This window comes from Isoptericola sp. NPDC056134, from assembly GCF_042264825.1.
Taxonomy (GTDB): domain Bacteria; phylum Actinomycetota; class Actinomycetes; order Actinomycetales; family Cellulomonadaceae; genus Isoptericola; species Isoptericola nanjingensis.
On sequence record NZ_JBHJVM010000001.1, the window covers coordinates 487336 to 500465 of the forward strand.

General features: G+C 72.7%; 11 protein-coding genes and 1 riboswitch. All 11 genes read right to left on the minus strand.

What is annotated here, in order from left to right; all coding sequences use genetic code 11:
- Positions 1 to 141: 141 nt before the first annotated feature.
- Positions 142 to 567 carry an Hsp20/alpha crystallin family protein gene (locus ACFCZN_RS02140; RefSeq protein WP_429762729.1) on the minus strand — a complete coding sequence of 142 codons (426 nt, stop codon included), beginning with the start codon at positions 565 to 567 and terminating at the stop codon, positions 142 to 144.
- Between the two features lie 166 nt (positions 568 to 733).
- Positions 734 to 1249 carry an FBP domain-containing protein gene (locus tag ACFCZN_RS02145; protein WP_429762728.1) on the minus strand — a complete coding sequence of 172 codons (516 nt, stop codon included), beginning with the start codon at positions 1247 to 1249 and terminating at the stop codon, positions 734 to 736.
- A gap of 287 nt (positions 1250 to 1536) precedes the next feature.
- The gene (gene metE, locus ACFCZN_RS02150; protein ID WP_430555661.1) at positions 1537 to 3951 is read right to left on the minus strand and encodes a 5-methyltetrahydropteroyltriglutamate--homocysteine S-methyltransferase; all 2415 of its coding nucleotides are present in this window, start codon (positions 3949 to 3951) and stop codon (positions 1537 to 1539) included.
- A gap of 28 nt (positions 3952 to 3979) precedes the next feature.
- The gene (locus tag ACFCZN_RS02155; protein ID WP_429762726.1) at positions 3980 to 5014 is read right to left on the minus strand and encodes a methylenetetrahydrofolate reductase; all 1035 of its coding nucleotides are present in this window, start codon (positions 5012 to 5014) and stop codon (positions 3980 to 3982) included.
- Positions 5015 to 5019: 5 nt separating this feature from the next.
- Positions 5020 to 5126, minus strand: a riboswitch (SAM riboswitch).
- A gap of 93 nt (positions 5127 to 5219) precedes the next feature.
- Complete coding sequence (locus tag ACFCZN_RS02160; RefSeq protein WP_430555662.1) at positions 5220 to 6119, minus strand: NADP-dependent oxidoreductase; 900 nt, start codon at positions 6117 to 6119, stop codon at positions 5220 to 5222.
- A gap of 59 nt (positions 6120 to 6178) precedes the next feature.
- Positions 6179 to 7363, minus strand: coding sequence for a hypothetical protein (locus tag ACFCZN_RS02165; RefSeq protein WP_430555663.1), 1185 nt, complete (start codon positions 7361 to 7363; stop codon positions 6179 to 6181).
- Positions 7364 to 7760: 397 nt separating this feature from the next.
- The gene (locus ACFCZN_RS02170; RefSeq protein ID WP_430555664.1) at positions 7761 to 8348 is read right to left on the minus strand and encodes a hypothetical protein; all 588 of its coding nucleotides are present in this window, start codon (positions 8346 to 8348) and stop codon (positions 7761 to 7763) included.
- Between the two features lie 3 nt (positions 8349 to 8351).
- Entirely contained in the window at positions 8352 to 10076 is a 1725-nt protein-coding gene (locus tag ACFCZN_RS02175) for a polymorphic toxin-type HINT domain-containing protein (RefSeq protein WP_430555665.1), read from the minus strand.
- Positions 10077 to 10096: 20 nt separating this feature from the next.
- On the minus strand, positions 10097 to 10387 hold the full coding sequence (locus ACFCZN_RS02180) for a hypothetical protein (RefSeq protein ID WP_429762721.1): 291 nt from the start codon (positions 10385 to 10387) through the stop codon (positions 10097 to 10099).
- A gap of 112 nt (positions 10388 to 10499) precedes the next feature.
- Positions 10500 to 10754, minus strand: a complete 255-nt coding sequence (locus ACFCZN_RS02185; RefSeq protein ID WP_430555666.1) for a YbdD/YjiX family protein — start codon at positions 10752 to 10754, stop codon at positions 10500 to 10502.
- Positions 10738 to 13008: a carbon starvation CstA family protein gene (locus ACFCZN_RS02190; RefSeq protein WP_430555667.1), complete on the minus strand. Its 2271-nt coding sequence runs from the start codon at positions 13006 to 13008 to the stop codon at positions 10738 to 10740. Before ACFCZN_RS02190 ends, ACFCZN_RS02185 begins: the two co-directional genes overlap by 17 nt.
- Positions 13009 to 13130: the final 122 nt, after the last annotated feature.

Sequence of the window (13130 nt, forward strand, 5' to 3'; positions counted from 1 at the left end):
AGAATTGTGGTGAGGGGGGGGGGGGGGGGGGGGGGTTTGTGTGTGGGGGGGGGGGGGGGGGGGAAGAGGGGAGCCGCCCGGGAGGGGGTTTCCGACGGGGGGGGCGCGGGGCACTTGGACCCCTCCCCCCGCGGCGTGCGGTCAGGAGCCGGCCTCGATCGCCGTGGGGGCGGCGGAGTGGGTCACCTCGATGCGGCGCGGCTTGGCGTCCTCCGCGACGGGGATGGTCAGCGTGAGCACGCCGTCGGCGTAGGATGCCGAGATCTGGTCCAGCGCCAGCCCGCGGCCGAGCGTGAGCTGCCGGGCGACGGTGCCGGTGGTGCGCTCGCGCAGCAGCCACTGCCCCTCGGCGGAGCGTGGCGTGCGCTCGGCCCGGATCGTCAGTGTCCGGTCCTCGCACGAGACGTCGATGCTGCCGGGGTCGATCCCGGGCAGGTCGACCGCAAGGACGTAGTGGTCGCCCTCGCGGAACAGGTCCATCGGCATGCCCGGAGCGCTCCGGCCGTTCAGGGCGAGCGAGCCGAACAGTCGGTCCATCTCCTGGAACGGGTCCCGGTAGGTAGCCATCGCGCATCACCTCCTCGTCATGAGGCCGCGCTGGCGGCCCCTGTCGCGAAACGGCGGGCCGGCCCCTCCGGCGCCGCCGTGGCTACACCAGAAGATTTAGCACTCTCGATGGGAGAGTGCCAGATCCACGGTGATCGCCCTCGGCGAACGCCGGAGCCCGCGCCGGTCAGGCGGTGCGGCGCACCTCGTCCAGGAACTTGCGGGTGTGCTCGCGCAGGGCGGCGACGCGCCGCTCGACGATCGCCTCGCGGACGCCGGGGTCGTCGCGCCCCGCCTCGGCGAGGGTGGGACGACGCCGCACGTTGCGGGAGCAGCGGAAGTCGCCGCAGACGAGCGTGCCGATGGTGTCGCCCTTACGGCCGGCGGCACCGCCGCGCTTCGCGACGAAGAGCTGGACGTCGCGGGTCTCGACGACGTCCTCGCACCACGCGCACATGGCGGCGCGGCGCGGGCCGGTGCGCTCGGTGGCGCGCAGGAGGACGCCGACGGGCTCGGCGCCCGGCTCGTCGTCGAGCGTCATGACGACGTACGCGGACAAGGGCTGCTTGCGGTCGCGCCAGCCCAGGTAGTCGAGGCGGTCCCAGTCGACCTCGGCGAGGTCGGGGACGATCATGCGCTGCCGCTCGCTGCGGGTGGCGTTGACGAGGGAGGCGCGGAGCTGCTGCTCGGTGAGCGGAGTCATGGGGGATCGGCTTTCAGGTGAGCGGGGGTGGGCAGGGCGAAGCCCCGCACCGCCTCACCTGCCGGCCCCGACGGGGCTCAGACGGAGGCGGTGCCGGGGCAGGCGGGACTGCCCGAGCAGGCCTGCTGGCCCACCCCGCTCCCTGCGACGCCCGGCATCGCTGTCTCCTCGCTCGTGGGAAAAGTCGTGGTCCGCTCGCGCCCCGAGGGCACGACCGGCCCTTCCATGGTGGCACGGGACCGTCGCCCGGGTCGACGTCTATTGCGTCACCCGGGCGACGGCACCGGTCAGAGGGTCGCGCGGACCTCGCGGGCGGCGGCGACCAGGTGGGCGAGCGCCGGCTCGACCTCCGCGTACCGGCGGGTCTTGAGCCCGCAGTCCGGGTTGACCCACACGAGCGCCGGGTCGATCGCCTTGACGGCGAGCGTCAGCAGCTCGGTGACCTCGTCGGACGACGGCACGCGCGGGGAGTGGATGTCGTAGACGCCCGGCCCGATGCCGCGGGAGTACCCGGCGTCGGCGAGCTCCGGCACGATCTCCATCCGGGAGCGGGCCGCCTCGACCGACGTCACGTCGGCGTCGAGGCCGTCGATCGCGCCGATGACCTCGCCGAACTCCGAGTAGCACAGGTGGGTGTGCACCTGCGTGGCCGGCGCGACGCCCGACGTCGCGAGCCGGAACGACCCGACCGACCAGTCGAGGTAGGCGGGCTGGTCGGCCCGGCGCAGCGGCAGAAGCTCGCGCAGGGCGGGCTCGTCCACCTGCACGATGCCGATGCCCGCCGCCTCGAGGTCCGCGATCTCGTCGCGCAGGGCCAGGCCCACCTGGTTGGCGGTGTCGCCGAGCTGCTGGTCGTCGCGGACGAACGACCACGCGAGGATCGTCACCGGGCCCGTGAGCATGCCCTTGACCGGCTTCGCGGTGAGCGACGCCGTGTACGCGGACCACTCGACCGTGATCGGCGCCGGGCGCTGCACGTCGCCCCAGAGGATCGGCGGGCGCACGCAGCGCGACCCGTACGACTGCACCCAGCCGTTCGCCGTCACCGCGAAGCCGTCGAGCTGCTCGGCGAAGTACTGCACCATGTCGTTGCGCTCGGGCTCGCCGTGCACCAGCACGTCGAGGCCCAGCTCCTCCTGCAGCGTCACGACGCGCCCGATCTCCTCCCGCATCGCGGCGGAGTAGTCGGCGTCGGACAGCTCGCCCTTCGTCCACGCGGCGCGGGCCTTGCGGATCTCCGGGGTCTGCGGGAACGAGCCGATCGTCGTCGTGGGCAGCGGGGGCAGGTCGAGCCGCGCGGCCTGCGCGGCAGCGCGCTCCGTGTACGGGCCACGGGCGAAGTCGGCGTCGGTGAGCGCCGCGGCCCGGTCGCGCACCGCGGGCACGACGACGCCCTCCGCCGTCGCGCGCGAGGCCACGGCCGCGGACGACGCGGCGAGCGCGTCCGCGACGGACTCCCGCCCGTCGGCGAGGGCACGGGCCAGGGTCGCGACCTCGCCCACCTTCTGGTCGGCGAACGCGAGCCAGTCGCGCAGGCGCGGGTCGAGCGTGGTGCCCGCCGCCTGCTGGTCGAAGACCTCGTCCTCGACGTCGTGCGGCACGTGCAGCAGCGACGTCGACGTGCCGACGGCGAGGGCCCCGGCGCCGAGGCCCCGCAGCGACTCGACGACGTCGAGCTTGGCGGCCAGGTCGGCCCGCCAGACGTTGTGCCCGTCGACCACGCCGGCGACGAGGGTCTTGTCCTCGAGACCCGGGACCGGGCCGGCGGGCACGGCGCCCTTGACCAGGTCGATCGCGATCGCGTCGACGTCGGTGCCCGCGAGCACGGCGAGTCCGTCGTCGCCGAGCCCGCCGAACGGCGCCGTCAACAGGATCGCGGGCCGCACGCCCGCCGAGTCCTCGGAGGCGGTGTCGTCGGTGGCCGTCGCGAGGTCGGTCGCCAGGGTGCGGTACGCCGAGGCGATCGCCGCGTGCAGGCGCTCCGCCGGCACGTCGAGGGAGTCCGTGACGAGCGCGGGTTCGTCGAGCTGCACCCACGGCACGCCGACGGCGGCCAGCGCGCGGAGCAGGTCGGCGTACGCGGCGACGACGTCGTCGAGCCGGTCGAGCGGGTGGAAGCCCTCGCCCGCCTCGTCGGCCGCCTTCGACAGCGCGAGGAACGTCACCGGGCCCACGAGCACCGGGCGCGTCGTGACGCCGGCCTCCTTGGCCTCGGCGTACTCGCGCACGATGCGGTGGTCGGCGAACGAGACCGGCGTCGTCTCGCTGATCTCCGGCACGAGGTAGTGGTAGTTGGTGTCGAACCACTTGGTCATCTCGAGCGGGGCGTCCTCGCCGCGGCCGCGGGCCACGGTGAAGTAGCCGTCGAGCTCGAGCGAGCCGTCCTCGTCGTCGAGCAGGTCGCGGAACCGCTCGGGGACGGCGCCCAGCAGCGCGACGACGTCGAGCACCTGGTCGTAGTAGGAGAACGCGCCGGGCACGGAGCCGTCGTCGGGGTTGAGGCCGAGGTCGACGAGGCGGCGGGCCGTCTCGCGGCGCAGCGCGCCGGCCGCGACCTCCAGGTCGACGGCGTCGGTGCGCCCGGCCCAGAACGACTCGACGGCCTTCTTGAGCTCGCGGCGGCGCCCGATGCGCGGGTAGCCGAGGATCGTGCCACCGGGAAATGCCGTGGCGGGGGTGGGGCGTGTCGATGTGGTGGACATGAGCACTCCAGAGTTCGGGCTCCGCGCGTCAGACGGCGGGAGCCTGGGTCGGGATGCTCGGTACCCACGGCCTTCTGGCCAGGTCCGCGCCGTCCGACGTGGCGTCGGCCGGCGCCGGTCCGCCGAGGTGGACACCCTCGAGCAGGTCCAGAGCGGGACGGTACTTGTTGAACGTGTACACGTGGATGCCGGGTGCGCCCGCGTCGAGCACGCGCTGGGCGAGCTCCACGGCACGCGCGGTCCCGTAGGCGTGCTGGGCCTCCGGGTCCGGCAGGGCGTCGAGCGCGTCCAGCAGGTGCCGGGGCGCGCGGACGCCGGTGAGCTCCTCGACGCGACGGAGCCGGCGCGGCTCGGTCGTGGGCAGCTGCCCGGCGAGGATCGGGATCGTCACCCCGGCCGCGCGGGCCTCGGCGACGAAGTCGGTGTAGGAGTCGGCCTCGTAGAACAGCTGCGTGATGGCGAAGCTCGCCCCCGCGTCCTGCTTCTCCTTGAGGCGCCGGACCTCCTGGGCCCGGGTGGTGCCGGCCTGCACGTTGCCGTCGACGAACGTCGCGACGGCGATCGTCATCGGGCGCGCGGCGCCGCGCAGCGCGGCCCCGGGGTCGGTCGCGCAGCGCCGCGCCTCGACCTCGCGCAGCAGGTGCACGAGCTCGATCGAGGACGCGACGCCGTCGGCGGGCGGCTCCCAGTCCGGCTGGTCCTTCGGCGGGTCGCCCCGCAGGGCGAGGAACGCGCGGGTGCCGGCGTCGAGGAAGTCGTCGATGACGGCGGAGACGTCCTCGCGGTGCGCGCCCACGCAGGTCAGGTGGGCCACGGGCAGGACGGGCGTGCCCGCGAGCAGGGTGGACACGACCTGGCGTGCGGTCGCCCGGTCACCGCCGCCGGCGCCGTACGTCACGGACACGAAGTCCGGTCGTGCGGCCACGAGCCGGCGCGCCGTCTCCCAGAACTTGGGGGCGGCGTCCGGCCGGCGCGGCGGCATGAGCTCGAACGAGACCGTCGGGCGTGCCGGCAACGCCGGCTGAGCTGCCGGGGTGGGCGAAAGGGATGCCTCTGCGACCATGCGTCACTCCATCGATCCTGGCGTGAGCACCTTCGTCCTCGGGAGGCTTCCGTCGGAGAACGGGTTGCTGCGGCGTCGTCGAGCCAGGACTCTCGGCCGCTCTGGATGGCTTGTCACGCGATCGTACGCAGCATCCGCGATACGGGCGAGGATGAGACCGCCTGGTGAGACGATCGCCGATGCAGATCGGGCGGGAACGCCCTGGTCAGGGCACCAGCACGACCTTGCCGCCCGCGCGGCCCGTCTCGACGAGCGCGTGGGCGCTCGGCGCGTCGGCCAGCGGCAGCACCGCGCCGACGGTGGTCACGAGGTCGCCGCGGGCCAGGGCGTCGACGGCCTCGGCGAGCTCGCCGGCGTCGCGCTCGGACCGCCAGCTGGCCTCGACGCCGAGGTCCGCCGCGGCGTCGTCGGCGATGGTGACGATGCGCTCGGTGCCGCCGCGCAGGGCGATCGAGTCGGGCAGCACGCCCGCGCCGGTGGTGTCGAGGACGGCGTCCACGCCGTCGGGGGCGAGGGCGCGGACCCGCTCCACGAGCCCCGCGCCGTAGGTGGTGGGCGTCGCGCCGAGGGCGGCGACGCGCTCCTGGTTCCGCGGCGACGCCGTGCCGATCACGCGGGCGCCGCGACGCACGGCGAGCTGGACGGCCAGCTCGCCCACCGACCCCGAGGCGCCGTGCACGAGCAGGGTCTCCCCGGGCCGGACGTCGAGGAGGCGCAGCACGCGGGTCGCGGTCTCGGCCGCGACGGGGACGGTGACGGCGTCGGTCGCGGCGAGCCCGTCGGGCACGCGCGCGAAGACCGACGTGAGGGCGAGCTCCGCGTACCCGCCGCCGACGGCGAACCCGACCACGCGGTCGCCGGGCGCGACGCCGGCCACGCCGTCCCCGACCTGGTCGACGACTCCCGCCACCTCCAGCCCGGGCACGACGGCCGACGTCGGCGCCGGGCCGCCGGTCGCCCCGGCACGCGACTTCACGTCCCAGCCGTTGACGGCGGCCGCCTCGACACGCACGCGCACCTGGCCGGGCCCGGCCTGCGGGTCGGGGACGTCGGCGAGGTGCAGCGCCTCGGGGCCGCCGTGGGTCTCGAACACGATCGCGCGCACGTCTCCTCCTCAGGCAGTAGCGGAACACGGTACCGAGGTCCTCGTGCCCCGGGCCGAGATCAGGCGAGCACCGGTGCGGCGTCGGCGTCGGTCGGGCCCGTGACGTCGCCGGGCGCGCTCATGAGCCATTCGGTGGCGAAGAGGACCTTGTCGGTGAGGCCGAGGATCGCGTCGCGGATCTCGACGTGCGGGGTGGAGAACGCGAGTCGGGCGACGGACCGTGCGCCGGGAGCCGGCGCCCAGTAGTCGACCAGGAGCAGGGAGACGTCCTGGCCGCCGAGCTCGGCCGCACCCCGGCCGACGCGGACGTGGCGCAGGAACGGCCCCGAGAGGGTGTCGGTGACGGTGAGCTCGTCGTCGGGTCCGAGCCGGGGGTGGATGCGGTCGTGGATGCGTTGCAGGTGCGTGACCTCGCCGGCCTCGGGGCCGAGGTCGTGCCAGTACAGCGTGAGGTTGAGCGCGAGGGCGGCGTCCTTTCCGGGCAGCACCAGGTAGGCCATCACCTGCCCGCCCGCGGCCGCGGCCTTCGCGGCGACCGCGGTGAGCTGCTCCCGCAGGTCGCGCCGCAGCCCTGCCCCGCGGTCGCCGAGCCCCGCGCCCTGCTGCTTGACGATCGCGCGGATCTGCAGGTCGCGCTGCGCCTCGTCCTCCAGGTCGATCAGGGCCCAGTGGTCGGGCAGGTTGAGCTCGATGCCGATGCCGCGTGACCCTCCGGGCTCGTCCACGCTGGCCATGGCGTGCAGGCCCTCGATGCTGATGCCCGCCCCGGAGTCGTCGGACATACCCGTCGGATCGTCGTCGGGGTCGAGGTCCAGGGCGGCCAGAGTCTCGGCGACGCCGAGGACCATCGGGTGCGGCCCGGCAGGGTCGACCACGACCCGCTCGAGCACCGCGCCGTGGCGCGTGAGGAACGGGGCGAGCGAGTCGCGACGACGCAGGCTGAACTCGCGTCCCGGGTCGTCCCCGAGGAACGTCTCGAGAGCCTCGGGGGAGGAGAAGAGACACACGTCGTACGGCTTCGCCGAGCCGACGGGTGCGTGAAAGACCCGCACCTGCGGCGTCCCGTCCTCCCGCTCGAGGTGCGGCACCACCGCCACGCCGTCCCGCAGTGCGCGACCGACGGTGTCGCGGTCGTCGGTCAGGAGAGCGGCGGCGAGGACGGCGGAGCCGGAGGCGGGGCGGGACCTGTCGGCCGGGTCCGGGCGGCTCGGTCCCGAGGCCCGGTCTTCTGGCGACGCGCTCATGAGGAGGATGCCTTTCGGTGTCTCGCAGGTACTGGATGACGACATTCGTCGCGGGGCTGTGTTCAGCCGATGGCCGGCCGGCGGTGCTCGATGCTTCCCCAGCAAACCCCGCCAGCGCCGACGTCTCCCGACCACGACACCCCGAAGAACACACTCCCACGCCCGGGCCATTCGCTGATCGGTTCCGTGGAGAACGTCATGAGGGCACAGTCATGGAGGTACGTGACGTCCAGGTGTGTCAGCTCGGCTACGTCCGATTCGCCCGTCGACCGCGGTGATGAAGAAGACGTCGGTGAGTCACAGGCGCAGCCCGGTGGACACGATGACTGCGCCCTTCACGGATTGCTCCTCCGGAAGTCGATGCCTGTCGTCGTGACGCTGGACGCTCCGTCGCCCGTCACCCGGCGGCCGTGTTCTCCCAGGTGCTGAACCCGACGACCGGTGTGTCGGGCCTCCACCGGCCTTCGTGGGTCGCTGCGGATGCGGCCTGCGGGCTGGCGAGGATCAGCAGGTCCGGTACGGCCGGGACGACGCCGGGTGACGCCACGAACGAGTCCCAGTCGACGTCGGCCGTCGTGCCCCGGCGGTCGACGACGAGACCCAGGGCGTCGGCGGTGGACGTCTCGATCACCTCCTGCGCCGCACGTGAGACCGCGTCGACGTCGTCGGGATCCAGTCCGTCCAGGTAGCAGGTCACGCCGACGAAACCCCGGCTCCCGTCGTCGCCGTACCGGTGTCGTCGGACCGTGACGATCATGTCGTCGGACCCGGACAACCATGTCTGGAAGGTCCGGTCGGCGTTTTCGGCGAGAAGCCCGGAGAGCTGGTCACGGTCGACGAGGTGACGGTCGCCTTCCAGGTCGAGCACGGCGACCAACCCGTCGGTGCCCGGTGCCGTCAGTCGAGCGCCCGTCCCCGTGACCCAGTCGGTGATCCACGTGCCGCGGACGGCGGAGACGTAGAGCGTGAGGAAACCGTCTGACATCTGCTACTCCTTGGGGAACGTGAACACGTTGTCGACGCCCAGCTTTCGACCCGCCTGATCGATCGCGCTCGTGGGAGTGCCGTCTTCGAGGTAGTACATGGCGCGGACGCCGTCCCGGTCCGCCGCGGCCTTGCTCACATTCAGTGCGTGGCCGAACTTGGCTGGGTCCTTCGCCTTGGCAGGGCCCCCGACGAAGATGTACTCACCGTTGGGCCCAATGACGTCGAGCCCGGTCGAGCCGACACCGTCGACCTTGATCTTGATGTCCTGTCCATCGGGGCCCTTGGCGACCTTGCCACCGACGATCTTGGCGACGCGCTCCTCGCGCGCGAGACCCACCGAGTTGGCCGCCTTGCCGTGCCCCGCGGCGTTGTGGACCAGGACGGGCAGGTCGCCCGCGAGGACGTAGTAGGTGTGGTGGGTCTCGACGTGGACGTTGTAGACCGTGACCGGGTCGTCCTCGGGGCGCTGCTCGACGTCGATCCGGTCCAGGGTGACCGTGCCGGTGCCCGTGCCGTCGCCGGTGTCGGGGGTCACGAGGATGTCGCCGGGCTGCAGGTCCCGGGCGAGGATCCAGCCCATGTGGGCGACCATGAACGGGTGCTCGTCCGTGGTCGTGACCACGGACCCGCCGATGGTCAGGTGATACAGCGTGGTCGTCGTGCGCACGAACGTCTCGATGACGAGCTGCAGCTCGTCGGCCCCGGTCTGCAGGTTGTGGGCCCAGACCTTGTCCCCGGGCGTGAGGTCCTCGATGGGGACATCGCCGTCGACCGTGCGCACCAGGGTCCCGGCGGTGAAGCAGGTGCCGAACCCGACCTTGCACCAGGCCTTCTTCGCACCTTGCTTGGCGCCCTGCTTGAACGCCGCCTTCGACAGGCCCGTGGCGGCCTTCGCCGCACCGCCCAGACCGATCACCGACAGCGCAGCGCCCGCGATCGCGATCCCCGCCTCGGCCCAGGACCGTTCCCCCGTGGCGGCCAGCGTGATGTTCGCCAACGCCGACACGATCGCCGCGACCGCGGCCACCACGATCAGCACCCCCGCCAGTGCGGTGCCCACGATCGGGATGAACGCGACCACGACCGCCAGCAGGCCCGCGATCGTGGAGACCATGTCCGCGATGTCCGCGATCGCGGCCACCACCTTCGATCCCCAGTCGTCCCACCACGAGTCGTTCAGGTCATCACCGCCGGTGATGTCCTCGATGCGGGAGACCGCGTCGTTCGCCGCCCGGTCCCGGTCGGCCACCGCCGACTCGATGTCCGAGCGCGCCGAGGCGGCCTGAGCGTTCGCGTCGTCCGCGTTCCCGCCCGCGCTGTCCGCCTGCTGCTGATACTCCCGCTTGGTCTCCGCGTCGGTCGCAGAGTCCGCCAGGTCCTGGTACCGGTCCCGGGTCCCGGCCGCGGAGTCCGCCGCATCCCGCGCCTGCCGCGCCCGCTCCAGTGCGTGCAGCGTCTCGGTCTGCACCCGCTCGAGGGCGCTCGCGTAGTCGACCAGCGCCTCCCCGGTGGCCTGATACCGCGAGTGCGCGCGCCGGATCTGCGAGACCGTGTCCTCCTTGGTCTCCATCAGCGCGTCGACCGCCTGGGAGATCGTGCCCGCCACGTCCAGGCGGGACATCGCGCCCGCCGCGTCGTCGATCGAGCCCGCGACCTCCAGATAGTCCTGCCCGCCCGTGAGCACCAGCACCGGATCCCCCGGCGTCGGGTCCGAGTCCAGACCCACCGGGGACCAGTCCGCCGGCCTCACACCGGTCCGCCGGTCCGGGCCGGGGCGGGGGTGCCGTCGCCGCTGATGCCGTCGGCGAGGTCGGAGTCGATGTCGGTGAACGCCTGCGCCACCTGCACCGACGCGTCCGCCAGCAGCCGGAGGTTCTCGGTCATCTTCTCCCGCGTGTCGTCCCACGAGCTCGCGAAGTCGCGCACCGTGCCCGCCAGGCCGTCGTGCCCGACCGCGTCCGCGATCCGGTCCGACCGCGTCGTCGCGTTCTCGAACTCGTCCGCCACCGTGGTCAGGCTCGACCCCAGCTCCGTCACCGCATCAAGGTCCACCCGGAGATCCGCCACCGGCCCTCACCCCCTTCGCCCGCAAGAGAGTAACCAGCGTCACGTCTGATGCACCACGGGGAGAACTCCCCGTCGTGCCTGCTCAGCAGCAGCGCGACCCGGGGTTGCGGTCCTGCTCCGCGTAGTGCTCCCGCCAGAACTCCCGCTCGCCCATCGGCTCGCGGTCCGGGTGGGCCGACCGCTCGTGCGTCACGTACGTGCGGTAGGCGTCGTCGCCCATCACCTGCCGCACGTACCAGCGCAGGTTCGTCCACCCCGCCGACGCCGCCCGGGCCAGTGCCCGGGCGGCGTCGCGCGCGGTGGCGCCGAGGGTGCGGGCGTCAGTGGTGCCCGGCACCGCTGGTCTCCCGCAGGCCGGCGTCGGCCCACTCCTTCTCGATCCGCTTCTCCTCGGCCGTCGCGAAGAGGTTCGCCGGGGCGAACCGCCGGGACGCGACGGGCGCGTCCTCGTGGTTCTCGCCGCCGCCGTCGCGGAACGCCTTGATCGTCACGACCACCGCCGCGATGATCACGATGATCGACAGCACCACGAACACGATCGACAGGGTGCCCTGCACGAAGGTGTTGCGGACCACGGCCTCCATCGCCGCGACGTCGGGGGCGGTGCCGAACGAGGTCTCGCCGGCGGCGAGCGCGTCCTGGAACGCCCGGTGCTGCGCCCAGTACCCGACCTGGGGCACGTCCGAGAAGATCTTCTCGAACGACGCCCAGATGGTGATGAGCGCCGTGAAGGCGAGCGGCACGGCCACGATCCACAGCCACGCCCAGTAGGCGCGGCCGCGCTTGGCGACGATGGCGAGCACGACGGCGAGGGCGATCGCCGCGAGCAGCTGGTTCGCGATGCCGAACAGCGGGAAGAACGTGTTGATGCCGCCGAGCGGGTCGGTGACGCCCAGGTAGAGGATCGTGCCCCAGCCCGCGACCATGATCGCGGTGCAGACCCACACCCCTGGTCGCCAGCTCACGTCCTTGAACCGGGGGGCCACGTTGCCGATGGTGTCCTGCAGCATGAAGCGGGCCACGCGGGTGCCGGCGTCGACGGCGGTGAGGATGAACAGCGCCTCGAACATGATCGCGAAGTGGTACCAGAAGCCCATCATCGCGGTGCCGCCGACGAGCTGGTGCATGATCGTCGCCAGGCCGAGCGCGAGCGTCGGCGCGCCGCCGGTGCGGGACACGATCGACGGCTCTCCCACCTGGCTGGCCAGGGTGCTCAGGGTGTCGGGCGTGAGGTTGACGCCGGCGAGGCCGAGCGAGTTCACGAACGCGACCGCGCCCTCGATGGTGCCGCCCGTGGCCGCGGCCGACGAGTTCATCGCGAAGTACACGCCCCGGTCGATCGAGATCGCGGCGACCAGCGCCATGATCGCGACGAACGACTCCATGAGCATGCCGCCGTAGCCGATGAAGCGCGTCTGGCGCTCCTTCTCCACGAGCTTCGGCGTCGTGCCCGACGAGATGAGCGCGTGGAACCCGGACAGTGCGCCGCACGCGATCGTGACGAAGAGGAACGGCCAGAGGTTGCCGGACACCACCGGGCCGGTCTCGCCGCTCGCGAACTCGCTGATCGCGGGCACGTTGATCTCGGGCCGCACGATGACGACGGCGCCGGCGAGCACCACGATGACGCCCACCTTCATGAAGGTGGACAGGTAGTCGCGCGGGGCGAGCAGGAGCCACACCGGCAGGACGGCGGCCACGAAGCCGTAGACGATGACGCCGACGGCGATCGTGGTGCGGTCGAGGGTGAACACGTCGGCGCCCCACGCCGTGTCGGCGACCATGCCGCCGCCGATGATCGCGGCGAGCAGCAGGACGAAGCCGATGAGGGAGACCTCGGTGATCTTGCCCGGGCGCAGGAACCGCAGGTAGACGCCCATGAACAGCGCGATCGGGATGGTCATCGAGACGCTGAACACGCCCCACGGGCTCTCGCCGAGGGCGTTGACGACCACGAGGGCGAGGATCGCCACGATGATGATCATGATGAGCAGGGACGCGACGATCGCGGCGACGCCGCCGATCCGCCCGAGCTCCTCGCGCGCCATCTGGCCGATGGTGCGGCCGCCGCGGCGCATGGAGAAGAACAGCACCGTGTAGTCCTGCACGGCGCCCGCGAGCACCACGCCGACGATGATCCAGATGGTGCCGGGCAGGTACCCCATCTGCGCGGCGAGGACCGGGCCCACCAGCGGGCCGGCGCCGGCGATGGCGGCGAAGTGGTGGCCGAACAGCACGCGGCGGTCGGTGGGGACGAAGTCCTTGCCGTCCTCCTGCGTCTCGGCGGGGGTGGCGCGCCGGTCGTCGGGGCGGGTGATGTACCGCTCGATGACCTTCGAGTAGAAGCGGTACCCGATGAGGTACGTGCACACCGACGCGAAGACGAACCAGATCGCGTTGATCGTCTCGCCCCGGACCAGCGCGATCATCACCCAGGCGACCCCGCCGAGCAGCGCGATCGCCGCCCAGAGCGCGATCTTCGCGGGCGTCCAGCGGGGCTTGAGGTCCTCGGCCGGGACGGCCGTCGGGGGGAGCGCGGGGTCGGGGACGATGTCGTCCGTCGCCGTGGTGGCTCCGGGATCTGCTGACAAGGTGAGCCTCCAAGGCGTCGCGTCGTCGGGACCGACACAGGATAGAGGGTGAAGAAAGGGTGACCGAACGCCCGGAACCTGGACGGTGCGACTGGCGGCGTGGTACCCGGCCCTGGGCCCGC

What these genes read in the sequence shown, in the direction of transcription:
- ACFCZN_RS02140 (WP_429762729.1), bottom strand. Translation starts at nt 567, where the DNA reads ATGGCTACCTACCGGGACCCGTTCCAGGAGATGGACCGACTGTTCGGC.
- ACFCZN_RS02165 (WP_430555663.1), bottom strand. Translation starts at nt 7,363, where the DNA reads ATGAGCGCGTCGCCAGAAGACCGGGCCTCGGGACCGAGCCGCCCGGAC.
- ACFCZN_RS02155 (WP_429762726.1), bottom strand. Translation starts at nt 5,014, where the DNA reads ATGGTCGCAGAGGCATCCCTTTCGCCCACCCCGGCAGCTCAGCCGGCG.
- ACFCZN_RS02170 (WP_430555664.1), bottom strand. Translation starts at nt 8,348, where the DNA reads ATGTCAGACGGTTTCCTCACGCTCTACGTCTCCGCCGTCCGCGGCACG.
- ACFCZN_RS02145 (WP_429762728.1), bottom strand. Translation starts at nt 1,249, where the DNA reads ATGACTCCGCTCACCGAGCAGCAGCTCCGCGCCTCCCTCGTCAACGCC.
- metE (WP_430555661.1), bottom strand. Translation starts at nt 3,951, where the DNA reads ATGTCCACCACATCGACACGCCCCACCCCCGCCACGGCATTTCCCGGT.